General features: G+C 69.6%; 24 protein-coding genes. 6 read left to right on the top strand and 18 right to left on the bottom strand.

The annotated features are described in order from the left end of the window. Window positions 1–14: 14 nt before the first annotated feature. The 7 genes from QH470_RS19645 to argC all read right to left on the bottom strand — a co-directional run bounded on the left by QH470_RS19645 (window position 15) and on the right by argC (window position 7,166). A complete protein-coding gene (locus QH470_RS19645) occupies window positions 15–1,220 on the bottom strand; it encodes an argininosuccinate synthase (RefSeq protein WP_280273851.1) in 1,206 nt (401 codons plus the stop codon). A gap of 120 nt (window positions 1,221–1,340) precedes the next feature. Then, complete coding sequence (locus QH470_RS19640) at window positions 1,341–1,847, bottom strand: arginine repressor (protein ID WP_280273850.1); 507 nt, start codon at window positions 1,845–1,847, stop codon at window positions 1,341–1,343. A gap of 13 nt (window positions 1,848–1,860) precedes the next feature. Continuing rightward, window positions 1,861–2,802 carry an ornithine carbamoyltransferase gene (gene argF, locus QH470_RS19635; RefSeq protein WP_280273849.1) on the bottom strand — a complete coding sequence of 314 codons (942 nt, stop codon included), beginning with the start codon at window positions 2,800–2,802 and terminating at the stop codon, window positions 1,861–1,863. After that, a complete protein-coding gene (locus tag QH470_RS19630) occupies window positions 2,799–3,989 on the bottom strand; it encodes an acetylornithine transaminase (protein WP_280273848.1) in 1,191 nt (396 codons plus the stop codon). The genes argF and QH470_RS19630 overlap by 4 nt, the downstream gene beginning before the upstream one ends. Beyond that, window positions 3,986–4,897: an acetylglutamate kinase gene (gene argB / locus QH470_RS19625; protein ID WP_280273847.1), complete on the bottom strand. Its 912-nt coding sequence runs from the start codon at window positions 4,895–4,897 to the stop codon at window positions 3,986–3,988. The genes QH470_RS19630 and argB overlap by 4 nt, the downstream gene beginning before the upstream one ends. Continuing rightward, complete coding sequence (gene argJ, locus QH470_RS19620; RefSeq protein ID WP_280273846.1) at window positions 4,894–6,111, bottom strand: bifunctional glutamate N-acetyltransferase/amino-acid acetyltransferase ArgJ; 1,218 nt, start codon at window positions 6,109–6,111, stop codon at window positions 4,894–4,896. Before argJ ends, argB begins: the two co-directional genes overlap by 4 nt. Next, the gene (argC, locus tag QH470_RS19615; RefSeq protein ID WP_280273845.1) at window positions 6,108–7,166 is read right to left on the bottom strand and encodes an N-acetyl-gamma-glutamyl-phosphate reductase; all 1,059 of its coding nucleotides are present in this window, start codon (window positions 7,164–7,166) and stop codon (window positions 6,108–6,110) included. Before argC ends, argJ begins: the two co-directional genes overlap by 4 nt. A gap of 119 nt (window positions 7,167–7,285) precedes the next feature. Here argC and QH470_RS19610 point away from each other — a divergent pair, with 119 nt between their 5' ends. Next, window positions 7,286–7,615 carry a putative quinol monooxygenase gene (locus QH470_RS19610; RefSeq protein WP_280273844.1) on the top strand — a complete coding sequence of 110 codons (330 nt, stop codon included), beginning with the start codon at window positions 7,286–7,288 and terminating at the stop codon, window positions 7,613–7,615. 194 nt (window positions 7,616–7,809) lie between these two features. Then, window positions 7,810–8,082, top strand: a complete 273-nt coding sequence (locus tag QH470_RS19605; RefSeq protein ID WP_280273843.1) for a hypothetical protein — start codon at window positions 7,810–7,812, stop codon at window positions 8,080–8,082. Window positions 8,083–8,094: 12 nt separating this feature from the next. Here QH470_RS19605 and QH470_RS19600 read toward each other — a convergent pair whose 3' ends face one another. From QH470_RS19600 to QH470_RS19585, 4 genes are all read right to left on the bottom strand, one after another. Next, window positions 8,095–9,381: a type III PLP-dependent enzyme domain-containing protein gene (locus tag QH470_RS19600; protein WP_280273842.1), complete on the bottom strand. Its 1,287-nt coding sequence runs from the start codon at window positions 9,379–9,381 to the stop codon at window positions 8,095–8,097. After that, a complete protein-coding gene (locus tag QH470_RS19595) occupies window positions 9,378–10,397 on the bottom strand; it encodes a hypothetical protein (RefSeq protein WP_280273841.1) in 1,020 nt (339 codons plus the stop codon). Before QH470_RS19595 ends, QH470_RS19600 begins: the two co-directional genes overlap by 4 nt. Before the next feature lie 35 nt (window positions 10,398–10,432). Further along, on the bottom strand, window positions 10,433–10,915 hold the full coding sequence (locus QH470_RS19590; protein ID WP_280273840.1) for a PspA/IM30 family protein: 483 nt from the start codon (window positions 10,913–10,915) through the stop codon (window positions 10,433–10,435). A 75-nt stretch (window positions 10,916–10,990) separates the two neighbouring features. Further along, window positions 10,991–11,692: a helix-turn-helix domain-containing protein gene (locus tag QH470_RS19585; RefSeq protein ID WP_425302707.1), complete on the bottom strand. Its 702-nt coding sequence runs from the start codon at window positions 11,690–11,692 to the stop codon at window positions 10,991–10,993. A 339-nt stretch (window positions 11,693–12,031) separates the two neighbouring features. On the opposite strand from QH470_RS19585, the gene QH470_RS19580 reads away from it, so the two are divergent. Together QH470_RS19580 and QH470_RS19575 are read left to right on the top strand one after the other, a co-directional pair. Then, window positions 12,032–12,211, top strand: coding sequence for a hypothetical protein (locus tag QH470_RS19580; RefSeq protein WP_280273838.1), 180 nt, complete (start codon window positions 12,032–12,034; stop codon window positions 12,209–12,211). A 269-nt stretch (window positions 12,212–12,480) separates the two neighbouring features. Beyond that, entirely contained in the window at window positions 12,481–13,005 is a 525-nt protein-coding gene (locus QH470_RS19575) for a GNAT family N-acetyltransferase (RefSeq protein ID WP_280273837.1), read from the top strand. Here QH470_RS19575 and QH470_RS19570 read toward each other — a convergent pair. The 7 genes from QH470_RS19570 to QH470_RS19540 form a co-directional block, all read right to left on the bottom strand. Beyond that, a complete protein-coding gene (locus QH470_RS19570; RefSeq protein WP_280273836.1) occupies window positions 12,986–13,768 on the bottom strand; it encodes an alpha/beta hydrolase in 783 nt (260 codons plus the stop codon). The two genes, QH470_RS19575 and QH470_RS19570, sit on opposite strands and share 20 nt — an antisense overlap. Window positions 13,769–13,783: 15 nt before the next feature. Next, window positions 13,784–14,638: a carbohydrate ABC transporter permease gene (locus QH470_RS19565; protein ID WP_280273835.1), complete on the bottom strand. Its 855-nt coding sequence runs from the start codon at window positions 14,636–14,638 to the stop codon at window positions 13,784–13,786. Further along, window positions 14,638–15,555, bottom strand: coding sequence for a carbohydrate ABC transporter permease (locus QH470_RS19560; protein WP_280273834.1), 918 nt, complete (start codon window positions 15,553–15,555; stop codon window positions 14,638–14,640). The genes QH470_RS19565 and QH470_RS19560 overlap by 1 nt, the downstream gene beginning before the upstream one ends. Beyond that, window positions 15,552–16,877, bottom strand: coding sequence for an ABC transporter substrate-binding protein (locus tag QH470_RS19555; protein WP_280273833.1), 1,326 nt, complete (start codon window positions 16,875–16,877; stop codon window positions 15,552–15,554). The genes QH470_RS19560 and QH470_RS19555 overlap by 4 nt, the downstream gene beginning before the upstream one ends. A 241-nt stretch (window positions 16,878–17,118) precedes the next feature. Beyond that, window positions 17,119–19,620 (bottom strand): phenylalanine--tRNA ligase subunit beta, encoded by a 2,502-nt coding sequence (pheT, locus tag QH470_RS19550; RefSeq protein WP_280273832.1) that lies wholly within the window; start codon window positions 19,618–19,620, stop codon window positions 17,119–17,121. A 70-nt stretch (window positions 19,621–19,690) separates the two neighbouring features. Then, window positions 19,691–20,752, bottom strand: a complete 1,062-nt coding sequence (pheS, locus tag QH470_RS19545; RefSeq protein ID WP_280273831.1) for a phenylalanine--tRNA ligase subunit alpha — start codon at window positions 20,750–20,752, stop codon at window positions 19,691–19,693. A 203-nt stretch (window positions 20,753–20,955) separates the two neighbouring features. After that, complete coding sequence (locus QH470_RS19540; protein WP_280273830.1) at window positions 20,956–22,383, bottom strand: DHA2 family efflux MFS transporter permease subunit; 1,428 nt, start codon at window positions 22,381–22,383, stop codon at window positions 20,956–20,958. Window positions 22,384–22,524: 141 nt separating this feature from the next. Between QH470_RS19540 and QH470_RS19535 the strand changes: the two genes are divergently transcribed. Both QH470_RS19535 and QH470_RS19530 read left to right on the top strand, forming a co-directional pair. Further along, window positions 22,525–23,094, top strand: coding sequence for a TetR/AcrR family transcriptional regulator (locus QH470_RS19535; RefSeq protein ID WP_280273829.1), 570 nt, complete (start codon window positions 22,525–22,527; stop codon window positions 23,092–23,094). Window positions 23,095–23,282: 188 nt separating this feature from the next. Continuing rightward, window positions 23,283–25,676 carry an MFS transporter gene (locus QH470_RS19530; protein ID WP_280273828.1) on the top strand — a complete coding sequence of 798 codons (2,394 nt, stop codon included), beginning with the start codon at window positions 23,283–23,285 and terminating at the stop codon, window positions 25,674–25,676. The last annotated feature ends 205 nt before the right edge of the window (window positions 25,677–25,881 follow it).

Genomic DNA, 25,881 nt, shown 5'->3' with positions numbered 1-25,881 from the left:
GGTCTCGGGTGGCGCTACTTCTTCTTGCTCAGGTCTCGGCGGGCGGCGACCTTGGAGGAGAGGCCGTGGATCTGGACGAAGCCCTTGGCCAGGGACTGGTCGAAGGTGTCGCCCTCGTCGTAGGTGGCGAGGTTGAAGTCGTAGAGGGATTCCTCGCTGCGGCGGCCGTTGACGACGACGTTGCCGCCGTGCAGGACCATCCGGATCTGGCCGGAGACGTGCTCCTGGGTGTCGCGCACGAACGCGTCCAGCGCGCGCTTGAGCGGCGAGAACCACAGGCCGTCGTACACCAGCTCGCCCCAGCGCTGCTCGACCTGGCGCTTGTAGCGGCCCAGCTCGCGCTCGACGGTGACGGCCTCGAGTTCCTGATGCGCGGCGATCAGCGCGATGGCGCCGGGCGCCTCGTAGATCTCGCGGCTCTTGATGCCGACCAGCCGGTCCTCCACCATGTCCAGCCGCCCGACGCCCTGCCGGCCCGCGCGCGTGTTCAGCTCGGTGATGGCCTCGAGCACGCTGACGGGGCGGCCGTCGATGGCCACCGGGATGCCGCGGTCGAAGGTGACGATCAGCTCGTCGGGGGCCTCGAAGTTGACCGTCGGATCCACGGTGTAGTCGTAGACGTCCTTGGTCGGCGCGTTCCACAGGTCCTCGAGGAAGCCCGTCTCGACCGCGCGACCCCACAGGTTCTGGTCGATGGAGAACGGCGACTTCTTGGTGACCGTGATCGGCAGGCTGTTCTCCTCGGCGAAGGCGATGGCCTTCTCCCGGGTCCAGGCGTAGTCGCGGACGGGTGCGATGACATTCAGGTCCGGCGCCAGCGCGCCGATGCCGACCTCGAAGCGCACCTGGTCGTTGCCCTTGCCGGTGCAGCCGTGCGCGACGGTGGAGGCGTTGTGGTACTCGGCGGCCTCCACCAGATGCTTGACGATCAGCGGGCGGCTGATCGCCGACACCAGCGGGTAGCGGCCCATGTACAGGGCGTTGGCCTGCACGGTCGGCAGGCAGTACTCGTCGGCGAACTCGTCGCGGGCGTCCACCACGATCGCCTCGACGGCGCCGCAGTCGAGCGCGCGCTGCCGCACGAGCTCCATATCCTCGCCACCCTGGCCCAGGTCGATCGCGACCGCGACCACCTCGGCCCCGGTCTCCTTGCCGATCCAGCTGATGGCAACGGAGGTGTCCAGCCCGCCGGAGTAGGCGAGTACGACGCGATCGGCCATTTCTGTAAGCTCCTCAGGTTTTCGTGCGTATCCAAGTCTGCATGCCCGCCGCCTCCCCGGACGGCTCCCGCCACTGACAAATGATTATGCATGACGATGCAATCCCATGCATAACCGGGGTCAGGCCAGCTGTTCGATCTTCGCGGCCAGCTCCGCGCCGGTGAGCGGTTCGCGGGCGATGACGGCGACGGTGTCGTCACCGGCGATGGTGCCGACCACCTCGGGGAGAGAGGCGCGGTCCAGGGCGCTGGCCAAGAAGTGCGCGGCGCCCGGCGGGGTGCGCAGCACGGCGATGTTGCCGCTGTGGTCGGTGGAGACCAGCAGATCGCCGAGGAGTTTCGACAGCCGGTCGGTGCCGCCCGTGACGCCACGGACCGGGCTGCCGTCCTCCGGAACCACATAGATGCCCGCGCCGCCGTCCGCGGCGCGCAGTTTCACCGCACCCAGTTCGTCGAGATCGCGCGACAGCGTGGCCTGCGTGGTCTCGATGCCCTCGGCCGCCAGCAAGGCCGCCAGCTCGCTCTGACTGCGCACCGCGTTGGCGGACAACAACTCCACGATCCGCTGCTGCCGCCCGGCCCGGGTCCGCGCGATCGCGGGACCCGCTTTGGCCTTCCCCGCTCTCATACGGTTCGCTCGATCATCGGGCGCCGCCGGCGCGCTGGGATAAGAGCCACACCAGCAGGGCCTTCTGCGCGTGCAGGCGGTTTTCCGCCTCGTCCCAGACCACACTGTGCGGGCCGTCCAGCACCTCGTCGGTGATCTCCTCGCCACGATGCGCCGGAAGGCAGTGCAGCACAACGGCATCCGTGGCGGCGCGGGCCAGCAGCGCGCCGTCGATCCGGAAGCGGCGGAACGGGCCGATCCGGTCCAGGCCGTCGTTCTCCTGGCCCATCGACGTCCAGGTGTCGGTAACCAGCGCGTCGGCGCCGGTCGCCGCCGCCACCGGATCGTCGGTGACGGTGATCGTCGCACCGGTCTCGGCGGCGCGCTTGCGAGCCGCCGCGACCACCACCTCGGCGGGCGCGAAACCCGCGGGCGCGGCGATCGTCACGTGCAGCCCGGCCGTCACGCCGCCCAGCAGCAGCGAGTGCGCCATATTGTTGGCGCCGTCGCCGAGGTAGGTGAGCCGCTGCCCGGCCAGTGCACCCTTGTGCTCGGTGAGCGTCAGCAGGTCCGCCAGCACCTGGCAGGGATGGAATTCGTCGGATAACGCGTTGACCACCGGAACCGTTGCGGCCGAAGCCATCTCGTCCAAGCGCCGCTGCTCGAAGGTCCGCCACACCACCGCGTCCACGTAGCGCGAGAGCACCCGGCCGGTGTCCGCCAGGGTCTCCTCCCGGCCCAGCTGGGTGTCGCGGCCGTCCACCACCACGGCGTGGCCGCCGAGCTGGGCGATACCCACCTCGAAGGAGAACCGGGTGCGGGTCGAGTTCTTCTCGAAGATCACCCCGACCCCGCGCGGCCCCTCCAGCGGCCGGTGCGCATACGGCGACTTCTTCACTTCCGCTGCCAGGGCGAGGATTTCGGCCTGCTCGGCGGGCGTGATGTCGTCGTCGCGGAGGAAATGGCGGATGCTCACAGGTCTGCCTCCCGTAGCGCGGCGTCGAGGATCACGGGCAGATCGGACAGGAAGTTCTCGGCCTGGCCCTCGGTCAGCACCAGCGGCGGCGCCAGCCGGATGACGTCCGGCTTGGCGGGATTCACCAGATACCCCGACGCCCGCGCGAACGCCTCCACCAGCGACGAAAGGTCTTGTGTCAGCTGGATTCCGATGAGCAGCCCGGCGCCGCGCACGTGGTCGATCAGCGGGTGGCCGAGTTCGTCGATGCCGTCGATGAGCCTCTTGCCGACCGCTTCCACATGGGCGAGCAGGCCGGTCTCGTCGATGGTGCGCAGCACGGCCAGCGCGGCGGCCGCGCACACCGGGTTGCCGCCGAAGGTGGTGCCGTGCAGCCCCGGGGTGAACAGTTCGGCCGCGGGCCCCTGCGCCAGCACCGCGCCGATCGGCATGCCGCCGCCGAGACCCTTGGCCAGCGTGATCACGTCGGGCACCACCCCCGCGGCCTGGTGCGCGAAGAACGTGCCGGTGCGCCCGATCCCGGTCTGCACCTCGTCCAGCACCAGCAGCGCCCCGAAGTGCGAGGTGATGACGCGGGCCTCGGCCAGATAGTCCAGCGGCGGCACCACGACGCCGCTCTCGCCCATCATCGGTTCCAGGAACACCGCGGCGGTGTCCTCGTCGACCGTCGCGGCCAGCGCGTCGGCATTGCCGTACGGGACGTGCACGACGCCCGAGGGCAACGGCTCGAACGGCGTCCGCTTCGACGGCTGCCCGGTCAGGGCCAGCGCACCCATGGTGCGGCCGTGGAAGGCGTCGTCGCAGGCGATGATCTTGCGGCGGCCGGTCAGCCGGGCGATCTTGAACGCCGCCTCGACGGCCTCGGTGCCGGAGTTGCAGAAGAAGGCGCGGCCGGAGCCGTCGCCGAAGTGCGCCAGCAGCCGTTCCGCCAGCTCGATCACCGGCTCGGTGGCGTACAGATTCGAGACGTGCCCGAGCGTGCCGAGCTGCTGGGTGACCGCCTCGAGGACCGCCGGATGCGCGTGCCCGAGGCTGTTCACCGCGATGCCGCCGAGCAGGTCGACGTAGCGGTTCCCGTCGGCGTCGTAGACCACCGCGCCGGCGCCGCGCACCAGCGCAAGCTTCGGGGTGCCGTAGTTGTTCATCAGCGCGGACGACCAGCGCTGCTGCAATTGCTGTGTGCTCATGGCCTTGTCGTTCCTGTGTCGGGCGGGGTCACCATCGTTCCGATGCCTTCCCCGGTGAACAGTTCCAGCAGGACCGCATGCGGCACCCGCCCATCGATCACGTGCGCGGTCGGCACGCCTCCCTGCACAGCGCGCAGGCACGCCTCCATCTTCGGCACCATCCCGGCGTCCAGGTTCGGGAGCAGGGCCGCCAGTTCGGTGCTGTCGATGTGCGTGGTCAGCGAGGACCGGTCGGGCCAATTCGTGTACAGCCCTTCGACATCGGTGAGTACCACCAGCTTCTCCGCTCCGATCCCTTCGGCCAGTGCTGCCGCCGCGGTGTCGGCGTTGATGTTGTGTACCACGCCATCGGCGTCCGGGGCGATGGTCGACACCACCGGAATGCGCCCGGCCCTGATGAGATCGAGTACCGCGTCGGGATCCACCGAGGTGACGTCGCCGACGAGGCCGATATCGGTGGCCACGCCCTCGACGGTGACGGTGCGCCGCGTCGCGGTGAACAGCCGTGCGTCCTCCCCCGAGATGCCGACCGCGTACGGGCCGTGCGCGTTGATCAGCCCGACCAGTTCGCGGCCGACCTGACCGAACAGCACCATCCGCACCACGTCCATCACCTCGGGGGTGGTGACGCGGAAGCCGCCGCGAAACTCGCCCTCCAGGCCCAGCTTTCGCAACATCGCGCTGATCTGCGGGCCGCCGCCGTGCACCACCACCGGATGCACGCCGACGGTGCGCAGGAACGCCATGTCGGCGGCGAAGGCCACTTTGAGATCGTCGTCGACCATGGCGTTGCCGCCGTACTTCACCACGACGATCTTGTCGCGGAACTTCTGCAGCCACGGCAGCGCGCCGGCGAGCACGTGCGCCTTGTCCAGGGCCGAAAGCCCTTCCGTCAGTGGCGTGCTCATGAGCTGTACGCCGAATTCTCTTCCACGTACCCGTGTGACAGATCGGTGGTGCGGATGGTGGCCTCGCCCGCGCCCTGCCCCAGCTCGATCACCACGTGGATATCGGCCCCGGACAGATCGACCTCGCGGGCGCCGGGTGCGCCCATGCCGTCGACGCAGACCGGATTTCCGTTGAACGACACCGAGATCCGGTGCGGGTCCAGGGTGATCGGCGCCATGCCGATCGCCGCCAGCACCCGGCCCCAGTTCGGGTCCGAGCCGAACAAGGCCGTCTTGACCAGCGAGTCGCGCGCCACGGTGCGGGCGCCGACCAGCGCCTCGTCCTCGTCGACGGCGCCGGTCACGGTCACCAGTACCCGCTTGGTGACGCCCTCGGCGTCGGCCATCAGCTGCGCGGCCAGATCGTCGCACACCGCCAGCACCGCGGCGTCGAGTTCGGCCTGGCTCGGTGCCACCTCGGCGGCGCCGTTGGCCAGCAGCAGCACGGTGTCGTTGGTGGAGCAGGAGCCGTCCACGTCGAGCCGGTCGAAGGTGCGCCGGGTCGCGTTGCGCAGGGCATGGTCGAGTTGCTCCGGCGTGGCGACGGCGTCGGTGGTGAGCACCACCAGCATGGTGGCCAGCGAGGGCGCGAGCATGCCCGCGCCCTTGGCCATGCCGCCGACGTTCCACTTGTCGCGGTGGTGGAAGGCGGTCTGCTTCGGCACGGTGTCGGTGGTCATGATGGCGTGCGCCGCGTCGGTGCCGCCGTTGAGGCCACCGCCCATCTCGCGCACGATCTCGGTGATCGCCGGGAGCAGCTTGTCCATCGGCAGCCGGTCGCCGATCAGGCCGGTCGAGCAGACCGCGATCTCCCCGGCGCCGGTCTCGGTTCCCCAGTTGCTCAACGCCTTCGCCAGTTCCTCGGCGGTGGTGTGGGTGTCCTGGAAGCCGCCGGGTCCGGTGCAGGCGTTGGCGCCGCCGGAGTTCAGGATCACCGCGCGCAGGTGGCCGCCCCGCAGCACCTGCTGCGACCACAGCACCGGCGCCGCCTTGACCTTGTTGCTGGTGAACACGCCCGCCGCGGCGTACTCCGGGCCCTCGCTGAAAACCAGTGCGAGATCGGGGTTTCCGCTGGCCTTGAGGCCCGCCGCGATACCGGCGGCGCGGAAGCCGAGCGGAGCGGTCACACCCTGCGTGCGGACCAGTTTGCCGCCGGCGATGTCGGTCGATGTCACGGTGCCACTCCTACGGTGGAAAGTCCGGCGGTCTCGTCGAGACCCAGTGCCAGGTTCATCGATTGCACCGCGCCGCCCGCGGTGCCCTTGGTCAGATTGTCGATCGCGCCGACGACCACCAGCAGCCCGGCGTCGGTGTCGACGGCCACCTGCAGCGTGACCGCGTTCGAGCCGAGCACCGAACCGGTCTGCGGCAGTGCGCCTTCCGGCAGCAGGTGCACGAAAGGCTCGTCGGCGTAGGCCTTCTCGTAGACCGCGCGGGCCTGCGCGGCGTCGACGCGCGTGACGGCCGTGCAGGTGGCGAGGATGCCGCGCGGCATCGGCGCGAGCACCGGGGTGAACGACACCCGCACCGGACCGCCACCGGCCGCGCTCAGGTTCTGCGCGATCTCCGGGGTGTGCCGATGCGCGCCCGCGATGTTGTAGGCGCGCGCCGAACCCATCACCTCCGAACCGAGCAGGCCGACGTCGAGCTTGCGACCGGCGCCCGAGGTGCCGGTGACGGCCACGACGTGCACGGTCGGCTCGACGATGCCCGCCGCCACCGCGGGGGCCATGGCCAGGCTCGAGACGGTCGGATAGCAGCCGGGCACCGCGATCCGGGTCGCGCCGCGCAGCCGGTCTCGCGCGCCGGGCAGCTCCGGCAGCCCGTACGGCCAGCTCCCGGCGTGCGGGGACCCGTAGTATCGCTCCCAGGCCTGCGCGTCGGTGAGCCGGAAGTCGGCGCCGCAGTCGATGATCACCGTCGATTCCGGGAGCGCCTGCGCGATGACCGCCGACTGCCCGTGCGGGAGCCCCAGGAAGACCACGTCGTGCCCGGCGAGAACCTCCGGAGTGGTCTCGGCCAGGACGCGACCGGCCAGCGGCAGCAGATGCGGCTGCAGCTCGCCGAGCGTGGCGCCGGCGTTGGATCCCGCGGTCAGCGCCCCGATCTCGAGGCGCCCGGATCGGTAGGCCGGATGCTCCAGCAGCAGGCGCAGCACTTCGCCGCCCGCGTATCCGCTCGCACCAGCCACCGCGACCCGCAGCACGGGCCCCTCCGAGGTATCCGCCATGTGATGATTATGCACGATCATGCAAGCTCATTCACGGGTGGGTGGGCGCGGGCAGTTGATATGCGCGCTTATTACTACTAGCCTCGGCCCCGCAGTCAGCGAACGAACAGGGAGCCTCCATGTCCGTCCCCACGACCCGGTCCGGTGTCCTGACACTGATCATCACCCTGCACGTCCAACCATCGAACTGCGATGCCCTGCTGGCCGAAATCCAAAGCACCACTGCCGATTTCATCGCCCTGCAACCCGGTTTCGTCTCGGCGAACCTGCATCGCACGGCCGACTCCACCCGCCTGGTGAACTACGGGCAGTGGGAGAGCCGGGAACTGTACGACGAAGCACGCGCCCGCCCCGAATTCCAGGCCTTCTCCACCCGGGTGAACGAACTCGCCGACCGTGTGGACCCGGTTGCCTGTGAGGTGGTCTTCACCCAGGAAGCCCGGCGCTGATCCGGGGGCGGTCGTCGGCGGCTTCGGCGGGATTGCCCGAAGGATGCCGAAACGTAACGGCGAAAGCGGTAACGACGATCTCGGTGTTTCGATTCATCTCCTGACAGGGAATCAAGAAGTGAATCCCCGTCGCCACGGGACGTCCGCCGAGTTTGCCAGCGGCGTCCAGCTCGCAGCACTGCCAGGAGAGTCCGTTGCTGTTCCTACGCCTAGCCGTCCTCATCGTCGCCGCGGTCGTCCTCGGCATTCTGCTCACCTACCGCGCGGGAAACCGCCGCGTTCCCCCGTCCCCTCGCGCCACGTCGCACCGGCCGCGTACCTCCGTCATGCGCACTGGTGCACCGAGCAGGCATTCCCTCTCGCCGCGCACCGGCCGCCGCGGCCCGGTACAGCGGCCGGGCGCGCACTTCCGCAGTTGCGGGACCACCGTCGCGACTCGCGAGGACACCGGCGCGACGCTGGGCTGACGATCGCGAGCGTCAGAAGAAGGTGTGCAGCAGGTCCACGACCCGCGGCCGCGCGGCTTCGGCGTCGTCGATCACCGGGATCAGCCGCCACTTGTCGAACGCCGTGCACGGATGCGAAAGGCCCAGTCGCACCACGCTTCCGACCGGCAACGCACCACCGGCGGGCAGCCGCAGGAAAGCGTGCTGGTCGTTGAGGGCCGACACGTACGCGCCCGGCGGCACCTCCGCTCCGCCCGACACCCGTTGCGGTACCGGCAGTCCCGCATCGAAAGGCAGGTCGCGCCGTCCGGCGTCCAGCAACGCCAGCCCGTGCTCCGGCCGCGACACCGTGCGCGCCCAGCCGTGCATGGCCGCCCGGAGCGGGCGGGCGGCGTGTGGCGCGGTCAGCGGTGAGATGCCGGAGTAGAAGCCGTCGTCGTGGATCAGGTAGGCCCCGGACCGCAGGACCACCGTCACCGGAACACCCTGTGCGCCCGGCTCGTCGGCGAGCCCGGCCAGCCGCTCGACCACGAGGTCCGGGAAGGCGCTGCCGCCCGCGGTGACGATCGCCGGACGTTCGTAACGACTCGCGAGCGCGCCGTGCAGCCGGGCCAGTTCGTCGAGATAGCGGTGCACGGCGCCGACGGCGTCGCTCGTCCGGTCGTGCGCCAGCGCGCCCTCGTAGCCTCCGACACCCGCCAATTCCAGCCGGTCCGAACGGGATACGGCGGCGGCGACCGCCATCGCCTCGTCCAGGCCGCGCGCGCCGGTTCGCCCCTGCGGGCCGCCCAGTTCCACCAGGACCGGTATCCGCGCACCGGCGGGCAGCGAGTGCTCCATCCGCTCGACGGTGGGCACGCTGTCGACCCAGCTCACGAACTCGAAATCCGGATCCCGGCGCAATTCCGCTGCCAGCCAATGTAATCCGACCGGATCGACCAGCGCGTTGGCGAGCAGGATGCGGCCGACGCCGAACGAGCGCGCCACCTGCGCCTGCCATCCGGTCGCCAGCGTGATCCCCCACGCTCCGGCCGCCAGCTGTTCGGCCCACAGCTGCGGGGACATGGTGGTCTTGCCGTGCGGCGCCAGCCGCACACCCGCGGCGGCCGCCCACTCGGCCATGACCGTCAGGTTCGTATCCAGCGCCGCCCGCTCCATGGTCAGCACGGGAGTGGCGAAGTCATCCAGATACGGTGTGCCAGCGAGGAATTCGCGCGCGGTACGACCCCAGGCCGCGGGCGGTACAGATTTGTGCTCCGGCCCGAGCACACGATCGCCGAGCGCATGGACCGCCGCCGCGTCGATGCCGCGCGGCGTCATCGGTCGGCGAGGATGCCCAGCACCTGCTCCGAGACGTAGAACGGCTCCAGCCGCTCGCGGATCAGCTTGGCCAGCACGCCGTTTCGCTTGGCCGCCTCGATCACCGCGGGGCCGTAGGCGAGGATCTCCTCGGCGATGTCGTCCGGCGTCACGCCCAGTTCGGGGAGCAGTCCGGCCAGGGTGTGGTCGCCGTACTTCTCGAAGAACACCTCGACGGACTCGTCCAGCAGCAGCCCGACGTACTCCTTGTTGCGGGTGGTGACGACGATCCGGTGCACCATCAGCACGAGTTGCCGCAGGTCGCCCTTGCTCAGGTAGTCCCGCAGGCCGCTGACCGGCTCGCCGGCGTGCACATCCCAGAACTCCATGGCGGCGCCGTGCACCGGCGCGTCGCGCAGGGTCTCGCGGATCGCGTTGGTCACCCGCTTCAGCGCGTACAGCGTGCCCTTCTCGGCCAGCGCGCCGACCCGGCTGCCCTCGGCGGCCTTGCGCGCCGACTTCACCGCCGACTGCCCGATCGACATCAGCGAGTTCACGCCGGGCACCTTGCCGACGATCTTCTTGTTCGCCTCGAGGATGTCGTCGATGAGCATGTCGGTGAACTTGGCGGCCACCGGGCCCGCCGTCGGCGCCTCGCTGAGGCGGTCGAGCAGCCGCTCCTGGGCGCCGTGCATGCCGAGAATCTTCTCCAGCAGCGCCTCCACCGGCTCGCGCTCGACCACATCGCCGAGCGTGTAGTCGTGGTTGGCGGCGATGTGGTCGTAGAGCGCGTCCGACAGCACGCCGACCAGCTCGCGCGCCAGCGGGCTGTCGCTGCGGTCGACCACCTTGCGCACGGTGCGCTTGGCCTGGTCGAGCGTCACCACGTCACGGAAGACGATGGTGTCGGCGACATCGATCACCGCCGTTACGTCCCGGGCGACGACCTCGGCGAATCGTTCGCCCGACACCTCCCCGATCAGGAAGTCCACCTGCGCGTCGAGCAGCCGTTCGGCGATCTCCCGCGGTTCGGTCATCGCATCCACCCTCTATCCGTTACCGGCTCGCCCGGTCACCCGGAATCGTTGCGGCGCACCGACTTCCGGATCCGGTCCAGGCGTTCCCGCGCGGCCTTGTCCCGCGCCTCCCATTGTTCCTCGACGCTGCGGCCCGCCGGTGTCTGCGACGAAAGCTCGTCCATCCCCTGCGCGGTACCGAAGCGCTGCTCGACCTTATCCCGAACTGACTCGAAAGTAGGGACGCCGGATCGCGAGTAGCCGCCGACCTCGGCATTACCCGTGGCCGGTAGGGGTATCTCCCCGCTCGGCGCGACCTGGCCGAATGTCTCAGACACCGGCGGCACGTCCGGCAGGGCGGTGTCGGACGTCACATCGAAGTCCGCTTCGATATGACCGCCGCGTGCGGCCAATTCGGCGGCTACCAGGTGAAGCTGCTCGAGCCCCGGCCGCCCGGCGGTCGCGGCGAGCACCACCGCGAGCAGGTCCGCGTCCGGCAACGCCGCCAACAGGGCCGCCATATCACTGGTCTCCGACATGAATTCAAGGGTACGTGCGCCGACGTTCGTGCGAGTGCGGGAACGTACGGCGACCTGCCATTCCGCGCAGGTGGCTCAGGAGCCTGCGGCGGGGCGGTCGAACGTCTCGATGGTCGCTTTCGAAGTGGACCGATCCTGCAAGATCAGTTCCCACGGGCCGACATTCACATCGAAGTTCTTGCCGAACCCCACCCACTTGCCCGCCATGCGAGTACCGGTCAACTCGATCAACAGCTGAATGGCTCCGTGATACTTCGCGCCACGGTAGTAGCCCCGGCTCGCGGTCCGCTCGCTCCAGGTACCGGTAGCCACATGGCCATCCACCGTGAGATCGAGCTCGAGCGACGACTTGGCCGACCCCGGCAAGCTCCGCACGGTCAACTGGCTGTCGTGCTGCAACACGATCACGTAATGCGACGACGTGAATGTCTGCTCTCGGCCGCTCGAATAGAACTCGTAGCGCGACAACCAGATTCCCGAGTAGGTGCCCGAGTGTTGCGGCGGGCGGCCGGAAGCCGGGTGGTGTTCGCGCGGCACAGCGCCGATATCCGAGTCGACTTCGTGCCCTGCGTCGTTTCCGCCGGACAGGCTTCGGCCGGCCATCACCGCACCGAATCCCAGCGACTCGATCGGCAGGCCCATGACCTTCTCCAGTGCCCTGGCGTGCGAGGGGCGGGGGTTGGTGGTGTAACCGGATTCCCAGCGTTGTACCAGGCGTTTGGTGGCGCTGACGCAGCCGACGTCACGGAGCGCGCGAGCGAGGTCGTCTTGGCTCATGAGACGCGCGTTCCGCGCCGCGCGCAAGGCCGCATTCGGTGTGCCCATAACTTCACACAGTAGCGTTTGGACGCCTAAATGTCGCCCCCGAAGTGCGCGGATTGAAGTTCGCAGGCTCGCAAGGCAACTCGGCTTCCGACTGTACTGGCCCGGCCCCTCCGCCTTACCACTCGTCGACCAGGTTCGCCATGCCGACGTGGAGGCCGTAATCGTGCCGTCGCCGACCCACCTCGACGTCGTCCAGCTGCACGCGCTCATGTGCATCACCGACATCGAAACAGCTTGCCCCCGAATAAGTTTCGCACGCTGGGCGCACTTCACCTTCGAGACGAGTCAAGCATGAACAAATTCGACTGGACGCATGACGCCCCCGCCGCACCGATCACCGACCAGCACGCCCACACGATCATGCAGATGCATCGCGCCTGCTCGGTAGACGACTGCCCGCGCAAGCGCTTCGCCTGGACCAGGCTGATCGAGGCGAAAAAGATCAAGCCCGACAGTTCCCGCACCTATTGAGGACGAAAGAAGTGCACACCGCCGGGCTACATCCGCAACCATCGAGAGGCCCGGCGGTGTGCCTGACATGAGCCAGGCAATGTTGGAGGGAAACGGCAGGTACGATCCAGGCTACGTTGCTACCGGCGGTGCGGTGCAGTACCGCCCGCCCGGGACCGAGGGAGGTCGATGAATATGGCCGTCACCGGCTGTGTTTCGCGTACCCTCGTCCGGCCTGCCCACTACTGACTCGCGGGCCGGATCGTTCCCCAACGATCTGGAGAGACAACGTGTCCAGCAATACTTCCTCCGTCGCCGACCTCATCGGCGAACACGTCCTGCTGCGCCTGTGGAGCGAGACCGACCTCGCCGCGGTTCGCGACGGGATCCGGCGTGCGTCCTGGGCCGCCGACTTCCCCGCTGACGGCGATCGCGTGATCGCCGGGATGATCGCCGAAACCCCGGAGTGGGCAGGCGAATTCGGGCACAGGCTGATTTTGGAGCGTGAGAGCGTGCTGGCGGTCGGCTCGATCGGCCTGTTCTGGCCGCCAGAGCACGGGGCGGTCGAGATCGGCTACGGCATAGTGCCTTCGCGGCGCGGGCGCGGGTTGGCGGCGGAGGCCACCCGGCTGCTCACCGCGTTCGCGTTCACCGAACCACGAGTCGACGCGGTGTTCGCCACTGTGGAGACGACCAACCCCGCCTCGATCCGGGTACTGGAGAAGGCCGGGTTCGAGCGGTGGTCGGTGTCCGCGGCCGACGGCACCGAACGCTGGGGCTGCCGACGCGACAGCCCTAATCCCTTGTCGCAGTAGGGTTCTCCGCCAGCACGCCGCGGGCCCAGGTCGCGATGTCGGTGCTCCAGCCCGGGATCATGATCAGGTCGTTGTGCCCGGCGCCCGGGTAGATCTTCAGCGACTTGGGTTCGGCGGCGGCCGCGTACAGGGCACGGCCCATCTGCACCGGCAGCAGTTCGTCGTTGTCGCCGTGCATGATCAGTGCCGGGGCGCGTAGTGCGCGGATCCGGCGTAGGCTCGGAAAGGCGTTCGGCACGAACGGCTTCGGCAGGAACGGGTACACCGCCGTCGCCGCATCGCGCAGGCCGGTGAAGGTCGACATCAGAATCAGGCCCGCGGGCGGGAACTCGGTGGCGAGCTCGATCATCACCGCGCCGCCGAGCGACTTGCCGAGGTAGAACACCTTGTCCTGGTCCACGCCCGGACGGTCCAGCAGGGCCGTCCGGGCGGCCCGCGCGTCCAGGTAGACGCCGTGCTCACTGGGCCGTCCCGCGCTGCGGCCGTAGCCGCGGTAGTCGAAGACCAGCACGTCGAACCCGGCCGCGGCGAGCAGCGCGAGTATCGGCGACCGGTCGCCGATATTGCCCGCGTTGCCGTGCGCGAACAGGATGTGCCCCACCGGCTGCTTCGCCCGCACGAACCAGCCGTTCACCCGCACGCCGTCGGCGGCGGTGAAGTACAGGTCGTCGTACTCGAGCCCCAGCCGGCGCGGTGTCACCGTGACCTGCCGTTCGGGCAGGAACGTCAACGCGTTCAGCAGCGAGGTGGCCGGGTGTCGCATAGTTCCCTTCTTACCTCACCGTCCCGCCAGACCGGCGGTGGCGATCCCCCGCACGAACGCCTTGTTGGCGAAGGCGTAAACGACCAGCATCGGCGCGAGCATCAGCAGCGAGGCCGCCATGAACACCGGCCAGTGCGCGGTGTACTGGCCCTGCATCCACACCAAGCCCAGGTTCAACGTCGCGATACTGGTGCGCTGCAACATGATCAGCGGCCACAGGAAGTCGTTCCAGACCGTGACCCAGGTGAGCACCGCGAGCACCAGGACCGCGGGCTTGGTGTGCGGCAACAACACTCGCCAAAAGGTCTGCCAGACGGTGCAGCCGTCCAGAATCGCCGCCTCCTCCAATTCGGCGGGGAGCGTGAGGAAGAACTGCCGCATCAGGTAGGTGCCGAAGGCGCTACCGAACAGCCCGGGCACGATCATCGACAGCGGGCTGTCCACCCAGCCGAAGGTGCGCATCAGGATGAACTGCGGGATCACGGTGACGGTCAGCGGCACCATGAGGGTGCCCAGGTAGGCCAGGAACACCACGTCGCGCCCCTTGAACGGCAGCCGCGCGAACGCGTAACCGGCCAGCGAGCAGAAGAAGACCTGCCCGGCGGTGACGCAGCCCGCGTAGAGCACGGTGTTGAGGAACATCCGGCCGAACGGCACGAATTCGAAGACCGAGCGGTAGTTCGACCACTGCGGTTCGGCGGGCAGCAGCGCCGACCCCGTCACCTCGCCCTGCTTCTTCAGCGAACCCGACAGCGCCCACAGCACCGGCACCAGCGCACACCAGGCCATCACCGTCAGGGCGAGATAGATCAGCAGTCCCCGCGCGGTACGACGAACGATCACCCGCCGCGACCGGGCCGCGGTGCCCATCAGCCCTCCTCCGTGTCGCTGCGCCCCAGCCGCAACTGCAAGTAGGTGAGCGCCAGCAGAAGCAGGAACACCACCCACGCCAGGGCGCACGCGTAGCCGAGGTCGTTGAACGCGAAAGCGTTCTGGAACAACATGATTCCGAACAGATAGGTCCCGGTCTCGGGCCCGCCGTTGCCGCCGGTGAGCACGTAGGCCTGATCGAAGGCCTGGAACGAGTTGATGACCGAGATGACGAAGACGAAGCCGAGCGCCGGGCGGATCAGCGGCAGCGTCACCGACCAGAACCGCCGCGGCCCGCCCGCCCCGTCGATGCGCGCCGCCTCGTGCAGATCCTCGGGCACGCCCTGCATCGCCGCCAGCAGCACCGCCGCCGCGAACGGCACGCTCTTCCAGATACTCACCAGGCACAGCGACGCCAGCGCCCAGCCGGGATCGCTCAGCCAGCGCACCGGGCCCACCCCGAACCAGCCCAGCACCGTATTGAACAGGCCGCCGTCGGTGTTGAACATGAAGCCCCACACGATGGTCATGGCCGCCGTCGAGGCCACCAGCGGCAGGAACAGGACGCTGCGGAAGAAGCCGATGCCCTTGACCTTCGCGTTCAACGCGGCCGCGACGGCGAGGCTGACCACGATCGTCGGGACGATCGTGGCGACGGTGAAGATCACGGTGTTCGCCAGTGCCCGATAGAACAGCCCGTCGCCGGTGAACAGCCGCCGATAGTTCCGAATCCCGACGTATTCCGGCGGATCGAACATATTCCAGTGGTGGAAGCTGAGATACAGCGAGAAGGCCAGCGGGAACAGCAGAAAGACCAGCACCGCAAGCAGATTCGGGGCGATGAAGGCGCGGCCGGCTGCGGCCTTGCGGCGGGTGAGCGCGGACCCGCGACGAGCACGGCCCGCCTCCGCGGTCACGACACCGCTCCCGTGAGCAGCCGGTCGAGTTCCGCGGCCAAGCCGTCCTGGAACCAGGACGCCGGGGCCGCGCCGCGCAGCACCCGGTCGGTGGCCCGCTGCCAGGCCGCGTCGACCTGCGGCCAGCGCGGGCTCACCGGCAGATGGTGCGAATGCGCGGGCCCGCCGGTGAGCACCTCGAGATTGCGGATTCCGGTGTGCGCCGCGGCGAATTCCGGCGACTCCAACGCCGAACGCAGCGCGGGCACGAACAACCCGGACGCCGCGACGGCCCGCTGCCCTTCCGGACCGGTCGCGAATTTGACGAACTCCCAGGCCAGATCCTTCTTCGCGCTGGACGCGGCGATGGCGAGGCCGGTGGTGCCGATATCGGATTTCGCGGCCTGGCCGTGCGGGCCGACCGGCAGCACCGTGACATCGAAATCCAGATCGGGCGCCGCGGCGAAACCGCTGTACTGCCAATGCCCCGTCAGCACCATGGCCGCCTTGCCCTGCGAGAACAGGTCCAGCGCCGACATCGACGCGGACGCCGAGAGCATGTCCGCGGCCAGCGGCGCGACCCGGTGCCGCACGGACAGATCTGCGTAGAACTGGAATCCCTCGATGAACCGGTCGTCATCGATGTTCGCGCGGGTCGGGTTGATCGGGGGCGTGAACCATTCGGCGCCGTTGTTCATCCCGAAGATCGCGCCCGACCAGCGCGGCACCGGCCACGCGTCCACGAAGCCCCACTGGGTGGTCTTGCCGGAGGCGTCGCGTTTGGTCAATGCCGTTGCGGTGTCCAGGAATTCGGCGAAGGTCCAGGCGTCTTCCCAGCGCGCGGGAGGCGGCGCGATCCCGGCCTCCTCGAAGAGTTTCCTGTTGTAGTACACGAAGATTCCGGCCCATTGTTCCGGCAGCGCGTACTGGCCGCCCTCGAAGCGGAACGTCTCGTACAGCTGCGGAATGCCGTCGGCGCGCAGCCGAGCCGCGTACTCGGGATCCTTGTCCAGCATGACGGTGAGGTCCTGGAGCACGCCGAGTTCGGCGAACCGTGAATACGACTCCCACTGCATCAGCACGTCCGGGCACTTCCCACCGGCGCAATAGGTGAGGATCTGCTGTTGCGGATCGACGCCCGACATCTGCACTCGGATGTCGATGTCCGGCCGGACCTTCGCGAACGCCTCGATGATCCGCATCCGCACCTTCGCCTCGTCGGGCGCGGCCTGGAAGAAGAACGTCAACGCGTCCGGATTATCGGAGCAACCGCTCAGGGCGGGGACCGCCGCCGACGCACCCGCCACCGCCGCACCCCGCAGCAGTGCGCGCCGGCTCAGCATCGTCGCCCTCCGAACAGTCGCCCTTCGAAACCCGTTGAGACGAAACGCCGATCACGGTAGCGGAAGGTGCGCGCGATCACACCGGGAATCGCCGAAGCGAGTTCGGGGTGGTGTATGCGGCCCCCGAGGTCCGGCCTACGCGGACACGATCCCGCTCGACACGGCACTATCCGCCGTCTCGCTGCGGATAGTGTCCATACAGGCCGGACGATCACGAACGGAACGGCCGGGTCACCAGCAACTACGCGCGGATGACTGCCCCCACCGCGTCGGACGCCGCGCTCACCGCGGCGTCGCGGGCGGCGCTGGCCTCGTCCTCGGTGAGGGTGCGGTCGACGGCGCGGAAACGCAGGGCGTAGGTGAGGGACTTGCGGCCCTCGCCCGCTTGCGCGCCCTCGTACACGTCGAACAGCGCGATGTCCTCCAGCAGGTCACCCGCGCCGGTGCGCAGCGCCGACTCCACCGAGGCCGCGGGGACCGCCTTCTCGACCGACACCGACACGTCCTGCAATACCGCGGGGAACGCGGAAACCACTGGCGCGGGACGGGTTTCACGCAGCGGCAGCGCGTCCAGGTCGAGTTCCAGGGCGCAGGTGCGCGGCGGCAGGCCCGAGCGCTCCAGCGCCGCGGGATGCAACTCGCCCGCGTGGCCGACGACCGTGCCGTCCACCACGAGTTCGGCGCAGCGGCCCGGGTGGAACGGCAGGTAGGCCGCGGCCCGGCGTTCCAGGGTCACTCCGGCCGCGGCGGCCACGGCATCGGCGAGCGCGAAGGCGTCGGCGGCCTCGGCGGCGCGGCCGGGACCCCACGGCCCACGCGGCTCGCGTCGACCCGTCAGCACCGCCGCCACGTGCACCGGCTGGTCCGGCAGCGATTGCACCAGGGTCGCGATCTGCTCGTGGGTCGGCCGTCGATCCACCGGCAGCGGCTCCACGGCGCGGGTCTCGCCGGTCGGCAGCACCACCTGCGCGATGCTGTAGATCGCGAGGTCGCGCTCGCCGCGGGAGATGTTGCGGGCGGCCACTTCCAGCAGGCCCGGCAGCAACGTGGTCACGAGTTCGGCACGCTCCACGTCGAGTGGGTTGAGCACGCGCAGCGTCCGGCGGCGCGGATCGTCGGCGTCGAGCCCCCAGGCGTCGAAGACGTTGTCCTGCATGAAGACCGGGGCGGGCACCTCCACCGCGCCGGCGAACGCCAGCGCCCGGCTCACCGCGCGGCGGCGGCGCTGGGCGGGGGTGAACCCGCGACCGGCGGGCGCGGTCGGCAGCACCGAGGGGATCTGCTCGAGCCCCTCCAGCCGCAGCACCTCCTCCACCAGGTCGGCGGGCTGGGTCAGGTCGGGCCGCCAACTCGGCGGGGTGACGACGATCTGCCCGTGCCCGGACTCGCTGACGTCGATCTCGACCGTGCAACCGACCTGCGCCAGCCGCCGCGCCGAGGTGCCGGTGCGGTAGACGACGCCCGCGGTGCGGTCGGCCAGATCCAGATCCATCCGGATCGGCTCCGGCGCCGGCGTCGCAACCCGCACGTCGGTGAGTTCGGATTGCACTGTGCCACCGGCGATCTCGGCCAGCAGCGCGGCGGCCCGATCCAGTGCGGCGACGTTCAGTTCGGGGTCGACGACGCGTTCGAACCGCCGCGACGCCTCCGAGGACAGCTTGTGCCGGCGCGCGGTCCGCGCGATCGCCACCGGGTTCCAGGTCGCCGCCTCCAGCAGGATCTCGGTGGAGGCGTCGCCGACCTCGGTGGTCGCGCCGCCCATGATGCCGGCCAGCGAGATCACGCCGGAATCGTCGGCGATCACCACGTCCTCGGCGTCGAGCACGCGCTCCGCGTCGTCCAGGGTGCGCAGCGTCTCGCCGCGGTGGGCGCGGCGAACCACCAAGCCGCCGTGGAGCTTTGCCGCGTCGAACGCGTGCAGCGGCTGGCCCAGCTCCAGCATCACGTAGTTGGTCACGTCGACGGCCGGGGAGATCGGCCGCACGCCCGCCAGCAGCAGCCGCCGCTGCAACCACCACGGGCTGACCGCCGCCGGGTCGATGCCGGTCACCCGGCGCGCGGCGAAGCGGGTGCACAGCGACTCCGGTTCGAGCCGGACCTGCCAGGCGTCGGCCTCGTCGTCGGGCAGCGTGCGCACGGCCGGGTCGGCGAACTCCAGGTCGAAGCCGCAGGCCAGCTCGCGGGCGAGGCCGCGCACCGAGAAGGCGTAGCCGCGATCGGGCGTGATGGCCAGTTCGACGATCGTATCGTCCAGTCCCAGCACATCGTTGGCGTCCGCGCCGGGCTCGGCCGTACCGGGCTCGAGCACCAGGATGCCCGAATGGTCCTTGCCGATACCGAGTTCGGCGACCGAACAGATCATGCCGTGGGACACGTGCCCGTAGGTCTTGCGCGAGCTGATCTCGAAACCGCCGGGCAGAACGCCGCCCGGCAGCACCACCACGACCAGGTCACCGACCGCGAAGTTGGTTGCGCCGCAGACGATCTCCTGCGGTTCCGGGCGGCCGATGTCGACCTTGCAGAACCGGATCGGCTTCTTGAACTCGGTCAGCTCGGTGATCTCGGCGACCCGGCCCACCACCAGGGGACGGTCGGGACCGCCGGTGATCCGCTCCAGGGTGTCGATCTCCTCGACCTCGAGGCCGACCCGGACGAATCCGGCGTCGAGTTCCTCCGGGGTCACCGACCACTCCGGGGTGGTGCGCTGCAAGACTTCGGTCAGCCAGGACTGCGCTACTCGCACGTGACGTTTCGCTTCCTCGTTGGTGAGACTCCCGCCGCGCGCGGGGGCGGCGTCGCTCGAATCGGGACGGTCAGGACTGGACGCCGAAGGGCAGCGTGAATCGCACGTCGCCTTCGACCATGTCGCGCATGTCGGGGATGCCGTTGCGGAACTGCAGGGTTCGCTCCATGCCCATGCCGAACGCGAACCCGCTGTACTCCTCGGGGTCGATGCCGCTGGCGATGAGCACCTTCGGGTTCACCATGCCGCAGCCGCCCCACTCGACCCAGCCGGCCCCGCCCTTCTTGTCCGGGAACCACACGTCGACCTCGGCGGAGGGCTCGGTGAAGGGAAAGAAGCTGGGGCGCATGCGAGTTCGGGTGTCCGGGCCGAACAGCGCCCGCGCGAAGGCGTCCAGGGTGCCGCGCAGGTGGGCCATCGTCAGGCCCTTGTCCACGGCCAGGCCCTCGACCTGCGAGAAGATCGGGGTGTGGGTGGCGTCGAGTTCGTCGGTGCGGAAGGTGCGCCCCGGGCACACGATGTAGATCGGCAGCTCCCGCTCCAGCATGGACCGCACCTGCACCGGGGAGGTGTGCGTGCGCAGCACCTGGCGCGAGCCCTCGGGCGCCACGTAGAAGGTGTCCTGCATGGTGCGCGCCGGATGATCGGGCAGGAAGTTCAGCGCGTCGAAGTTGAAGTGGTCGGTCTCCACTTCCGGTCCCTCGGCGACCTCCCAGCCCATGCCGACGAACACGTCGGCGATCCGCTCCGACAGGATCGTGATCGGGTGCCGCGCGCCGACCGGCCCGCGCGGGGCGGGCAGCGTGACGTCGATCGCCTCGGCCACCAGCACCGCGGCGTCGCGCTCGGCGAGCAGTGCGGCGCGCCGGGACTCGAACGCCTCCGACACCCGCGAACGGGCCACGTTGACCCGTTTGCCGGCGTCGGCCTTTTCCTCCTTGGGCAGACTGCCCACGGCCCGCTGGGCCAGCGCGATCGGCGACTTGCCGCTCATGTGCTCGGTCTTGGCGGCCGCGAGCGCATCCAGGTCGGCCGCCGCGGCAAACGCCTTCTCCGCTGCTGCTGCGGCGGCGGACAGCGATTCCTCGCTCAGTGCCGCGGTCTGCTCGGCTCGTGCGTTCTCGTCGGCCACGATGCTTCGTCTCTCCCCTGGCTGGTACGGGTATCGGAGGTTTACCTACCCCACATTGTTGCTGGTCGAATCGTACGCAATGCACCCAGCCCGGCTCACGGGCATTTTCGCCCGCGTCCACCAGCCCGGATGCCCGCGGCGCACGACACCCCGCAACGCGCGGGGCGTTGCGGGGTGTCGTCATGCTGCCGGGCCGGGGACCGCTATTGCACGGGCTCGATCCGGCGCGGCAGCAGCGCCGAGACCAGCGCGCCGAAGCCCACGACCGCCGCGCCGACCCAGACCGCGGGCACCAGGCCGTCGACGTAGCTCTGCGGGGAGAGGTAGGACCCGCGCGAGGCGAACACCGAGGCCAGTACCGCCACCCCCATCGCCACGCCGACCTCGCGAAGGGTGCTGTTGGTGCCCGACGCCATCGCCTGGTCCTGCGGTGCCGTGCTGGCCATCACCACGGTGGCGCTGGGCGCGAAGGTCAGGCCCATGCCGATCCCGGCGAGCACGAACGGCCCGACGTAGGAGCCGTAACCGACGTCGACGGTCGTGACCGCCGCCATCCACGCCAGCGCCACCGCCAGCAGCACCTGACCGCTGGTGAGCAGCGTGCGCGCACCCACCCGGTCGACGATCAGCCCCGCGATCGGCGCGACCACCATGGGCGCCAGCGTCCACGGCAGCGTGCGCACACCCGCCTCCAGCGGCGAATAGCCCTGCACCACCTGGAAGAACTGCGCGAGCAGGAAGATCGAGCCGAAGACCCCGACCGAGAAGGTGAAGGTGGTCGTGTTGCTGACCCGGAACGCCCGCGACCGGAACAGCCGCAGCGGCAGCATCGGATCCGGTGTGCGCAGTTCCCATCCGATCAGCGCGGCCAGCAGCACGCCGCCGCCGATCAGCGCGGTCAGCACCGGCACCGAGGTCCAGCCGTCGTCGGCGCCGTGGATCACGCCCCACACCAGGGCCAGCACTCCCCCGGCCGCCAGCACCAGTCCCAGCGGATCGAAACGCCTACTGCCGCCGAAGGATTCGCTGAGCACCCGCGCGACGAACGGCAGCACGACCAGGCCGATGGGCACGTTCAGCCAGAAGATCCACTGCCAGCTCAGGCCGTCGACCACGGCGCCGCCGACCACCGGGCCGACCGCCACCCCGAGACCGGTGATGCCGCCCCAGATCCCGATGGCCGCGCTGCGCATCCGCGCGGGCACCGCCACCGACAACAGGGTCAGCGACAGCGGCATGACGCCCGCGGCGCCGAGGCCCTGCACGGCGCGGGCGGTGATCAGCATCCACGGCTCGGTGGCCAGTGCGCAGGCCGCGGAGGCGAGGGTGAATACCGCGATCCCGGCCAGGAATACGCGCCGCCGGCCCAGCCGGTCGCCCAGCGCGGAGGCGGTGAGCAGCAGCGACGCGAACGCCAGCGTGTAGGCGTTGACGAACCACTGCAGATCGCCGAGCGAGGCGCCCATCTCGGTACGGATCACCGGCAGGGCGTTGGTCACGACGAGGTTGTCCAGCGTGACCATGAACGTGGGGATGCCCACCGCGGCGAGGACCGCCGCCAGCGGTGGCTTGCGGCGCGACCCGGCCGGGACGGCGGTCGCCGCTTCGGTCGTCTCGAAGGTGCTGGTCATAGCGCTTCTACTCCTTGTTGTTATCCGCTGATAACTTGATGAGTGAAGAGTATGCATCGGCTGATAACATGTCAACAGCTACGCTTCCGCCCACATCGGAACGCGGCAGATCCGAGCCGAAACACCCAGAGGAGGACGACGGTGACCCCGAGCCGAACCCGGCTGACCGCGAGCGAACGCAGCGTGCAGGTCCTGGACGCGGCCGTCCTCGCATTCGCCGAATCCGGTTACGCCGCAACGAAAACCGACGAGATCGCGCGGCTGGCCGGAGTGTCGCAGCCCTACGTCATCCGGCTGTTCGGCAGCAAGCAGCAGCTGTTCGTCGCCACCGCGCACCTGGTCTGCGACCGCATCGAGGAGGTCTTCCGAGCGGCACACGAAGACGTCGAGCCCGGAGCGAGCCCGGATGAGGCGTTGCACGCGCTCGCCACGGGATACGGTGCTTTCCTGGCCGACCGCTCCCTGCTGCTGGTGCTGCTGCACGGCTTCGCCGCCAGTTCGGATCCGGCCATCGGCAACGAGGTGCGCGACCGTTTCGGGCGCATCTACGGCCTGATCCGCGACCTGACCGGCGCCTCACCCGACCACGCTCGGCAGTTCATTGCCAACGGCATGCTGCTCACCGTCATGACCGCGATGCAGGTCGTGGGGCCCGAGGCGGTTCCGGCCGGGTGGGCCGAGGAACTCCTGAATTCCTTCGGGAACGACTGACCACCGCGCCGCAGCCTAGGACACACCCACCCCACCGTGACAGCGGAGGCCCTCTCCGCTTATAGTTAGATGCAGCAAGCAACTTATTGCTCTTGTCTACTTGATCCACCACACAGCTTCGACGCGGTCACGGTGGGCCCCGCGGTACTCGCCCGGCCACCGCATGGCTGTGTCCGGAAAGAGAATCGATGGCAACCACCACCGCGCACGACGCCGCCCCCGGCGTCGCCGCACCGGACGAGGCCGCGATGACGCACCGGCAGATCATGGAGGCCCTGTCCGGGCTGCTGCTGGGCATGTTCGCCGCCATCGTCTCCTCGACGATCGTCTCCAACGCGCTACCGAAGATCATCGGCACTCTCGGCGGCGGGCAGACCGCCTACACCTGGGTCGTCACCGCCGCCCTGCTCGCGATGACCGCCACCACCCCGCTGTGGGGCAAGCTGGCCGACCTCTACAGCAAGAAGGCGCTGGTCCAGATCGCGCTGCTGATCTACATCGCCGGTTCGGTGGTGGCCGGTCTGTCGATGAACGCCGGGATGCTCATCGCCTGCCGCGCCGTGCAGGGCATCGGCGCGGGCGGACTCTCGGCGCTCGCGCAGATCGTGATGGCCGCGATGATCGCGCCCCGCGAACGCGGACGCTACAGCGGCTACCTCGGCGCGACCTTCGCCGTCGCGACGGTCGGCGGACCGCTGCTGGGCGGTGTCATCACCGACACCAGCTGGCTGGGCTGGCGCTGGTGCTTCTACGTCGGCGTGCTGTTCGCGCTGATCGCGCTGGTGGTGCTGCAGAAGACGCTGCACCTGCCGGTCACCCGCCGCGAGGTGAAGGTCGACTGGCTCGGCGCGTTCCTGGTGACGGCCGCGGTGTGCCTGCTGCTGGTCTGGGTCAGCTTCGCCGGGGACAAGTACGAGTGGATGTCGTGGCAGACCCTGACCATGGTGCTCGGGTCGCTGCTGCTGGCGGTGGTGTTCGTCCTCGTCGAGTTCCGGGCCGCCGAGCCGATCGTGCCGATGCGCCTGTTCCGCAACCGGACCATCACGCTCGCCTCCGCCGCCTCGCTCATGGTCGGCACCGCGATGTTCGCCGGCACCGTGTTCTTCAGCCAGTACTTCCAGCTGGCGCGCGGCGAATCGCCGACCATGTCCGGTGTCATGACGATTCCGATGATCGGCGGCCTGTTCATCGCCTCGACGGTCTCCGGCCAGGTCATCACCCGCACCGGGCGCTGGAAGGCGTGGCTGGTGTGCGGCGGCGCGCTGGTCACCGCCGGTCTGGGGCTGCTCGGCACGATCCGCTACGACACCGACTACTGGCTGGTCGCGCTGTACATGGCGCTGATGGGCCTGGGCATCGGCATGACGATGCAGAACCTGGTGCTGTGCACGCAGAACCAAGTAGCGCCGAGGGACTTGGGGGCCGCGAGTTCGCTGGTGGCGTTCTTCCGCTCGCTCGGCGGTGCGATCGGCGTGTCCGCGCTGGGCGCGGTCATGGCCAACCAGGTGCGCGAGCACATCACCGACGGCGTGTCCAAGCTCGGCCCCGCCGCCGCGGGCGCGATGGGCGGCTCGGGCAACGAACTGCCGAACCTGGCCGCGCTGCCGGGCCCGGTGCGCACCGTCGTCGAGGACGCCTACGGGCACGGCATCGCGGATGTCTTCCTCTACGCCGCGCCCGTCGCGTTCATCGCGTTCCTGCTGACCCTGTTCATCAAGGAGGTCGCGCTGCGCACCTCAGGCCCCGCGCCCACCGCGCCGACCGCCGTGACCGAGCTGACCCAGATCGGCGACGCGGCCACCATGCCGATCGAATCGGTGCGCGACGCCGCGGTGTACGGACATGTCCGCGCGGGCGACGACGCTCCGCTGCCGGGCGCCGCGCTCACACTGATCTCCCCCACGGGACGCCAGGTCGGCCGCGCGCTCGCCCGCCCCGACGGCCGCTTCGGGCTCGACGCCCCCGAGCCCGGCGCCTACGTCCTCATCGCCTCCGCCGACGGCTTCCAGCCACAAGCCGCCCCCATCACCGTCAACGGCAGCCCACTCACCTACGACTTCCAGCTCAGCGGCATGAGCGGCCTGGCGGGCACCTTGCGCGCCGCCGACGACCGGACCCCCGTCCCCGACGCCGTGGTCATCGTCACCGACAGCCGCGGCGAGGTAATGGCCGCCGGTTCCTCGGGCCCCGACGGCGGCTACGACCTGGCCGACCTCATCCCCGGCCCCGTCACGGTGGCAGTGAACGCCACCGCCTTCCAGCCGATCGCCGTCTCCGCCCAGGTCCACGGCCAAGGCATAACCCGCCTCGACCTCACCCTCTCCCGAGGAGCCCGCCTACACGGCACCGTCTACGCCGCCGACCGCCCCCTCCCCGACGCCCGAGTCACATTGGTAGACACCGCAGGCGCGATAATCAGCACGGCCACAACAGCTTCGGACGGCACCTACACATTCACCAACCTGGGCAACGGGGATTACACACTCATAGCCTCGGGCTACCCGGCGACAACCTCAACCGTCGCCCTGCGCTCGGGGGAGTCGGGTGGGCACGACATCGAACTGTCCCACCCGAGCGAGTAGCCCGTAATAACCACGGCACCAAGACATTCCGTGGTCCGTATAACCGCAACGTGGCCCGGGGCCCGCCCCCCCCGGCCCCGTCACGGTGGCAGTGAACGCCACCGCCATCCAGCCGAACGCCGTCTCCGCCCAGGTCCACGGACAAGGCATAACCCCCCTCGACCACACCCTCTCACCAAGAGCCCCCCTACACCGCACCCTCAAC

The sequence above is a fragment of the Nocardia wallacei genome (assembly GCF_029868745.1).
Lineage (GTDB): Bacteria > Actinomycetota > Actinomycetes > Mycobacteriales > Mycobacteriaceae > Nocardia > Nocardia wallacei_B.
The sequence above is the reverse complement of the archived record's forward strand: the minus strand, read 5'-3'. Positions and strand labels throughout refer to the sequence as shown.

Coding starts and splice junctions, on each gene's coding strand:
- QH470_RS19645 (WP_280273851.1), bottom strand. CDS start 1,220: ATGGCCGATCGCGTCGTACTCGCCTACTCCGGCGGGCTGGACACCTCC.
- QH470_RS19555 (WP_280273833.1), bottom strand. CDS start 16,877: ATGCTGAGCCGGCGCGCACTGCTGCGGGGTGCGGCGGTGGCGGGTGCG.
- QH470_RS19530 (WP_280273828.1), top strand. CDS start 23,283: ATGGCAACCACCACCGCGCACGACGCCGCCCCCGGCGTCGCCGCACCG.
- QH470_RS19580 (WP_280273838.1), top strand. CDS start 12,032: ATGAACAAATTCGACTGGACGCATGACGCCCCCGCCGCACCGATCACC.
- QH470_RS19595 (WP_280273841.1), bottom strand. CDS start 10,397: ATGACCGAACCGCGGGAGATCGCCGAACGGCTGCTCGACGCGCAGGTG.
- QH470_RS19600 (WP_280273842.1), bottom strand. CDS start 9,381: ATGACGCCGCGCGGCATCGACGCGGCGGCGGTCCATGCGCTCGGCGAT.
- QH470_RS19565 (WP_280273835.1), bottom strand. CDS start 14,638: ATGGGCACCGCGGCCCGGTCGCGGCGGGTGATCGTTCGTCGTACCGCG.
- argC (WP_280273845.1), bottom strand. CDS start 7,166: ATGGCGGATACCTCGGAGGGGCCCGTGCTGCGGGTCGCGGTGGCTGGT.
- QH470_RS19585 (WP_425302707.1), bottom strand. CDS start 11,692: ATGAGCCAAGACGACCTCGCTCGCGCGCTCCGTGACGTCGGCTGCGTC.
- QH470_RS19540 (WP_280273830.1), bottom strand. CDS start 22,383: ATGACCAGCACCTTCGAGACGACCGAAGCGGCGACCGCCGTCCCGGCC.
- QH470_RS19640 (WP_280273850.1), bottom strand. CDS start 1,847: ATGAGAGCGGGGAAGGCCAAAGCGGGTCCCGCGATCGCGCGGACCCGG.
- QH470_RS19610 (WP_280273844.1), top strand. CDS start 7,286: ATGTCCGTCCCCACGACCCGGTCCGGTGTCCTGACACTGATCATCACC.
- QH470_RS19570 (WP_280273836.1), bottom strand. CDS start 13,768: ATGCGACACCCGGCCACCTCGCTGCTGAACGCGTTGACGTTCCTGCCC.
- QH470_RS19590 (WP_280273840.1), bottom strand. CDS start 10,915: ATGTCGGAGACCAGTGATATGGCGGCCCTGTTGGCGGCGTTGCCGGAC.
- QH470_RS19630 (WP_280273848.1), bottom strand. CDS start 3,989: ATGAGCACACAGCAATTGCAGCAGCGCTGGTCGTCCGCGCTGATGAAC.
- argB (WP_280273847.1), bottom strand. CDS start 4,897: ATGAGCACGCCACTGACGGAAGGGCTTTCGGCCCTGGACAAGGCGCAC.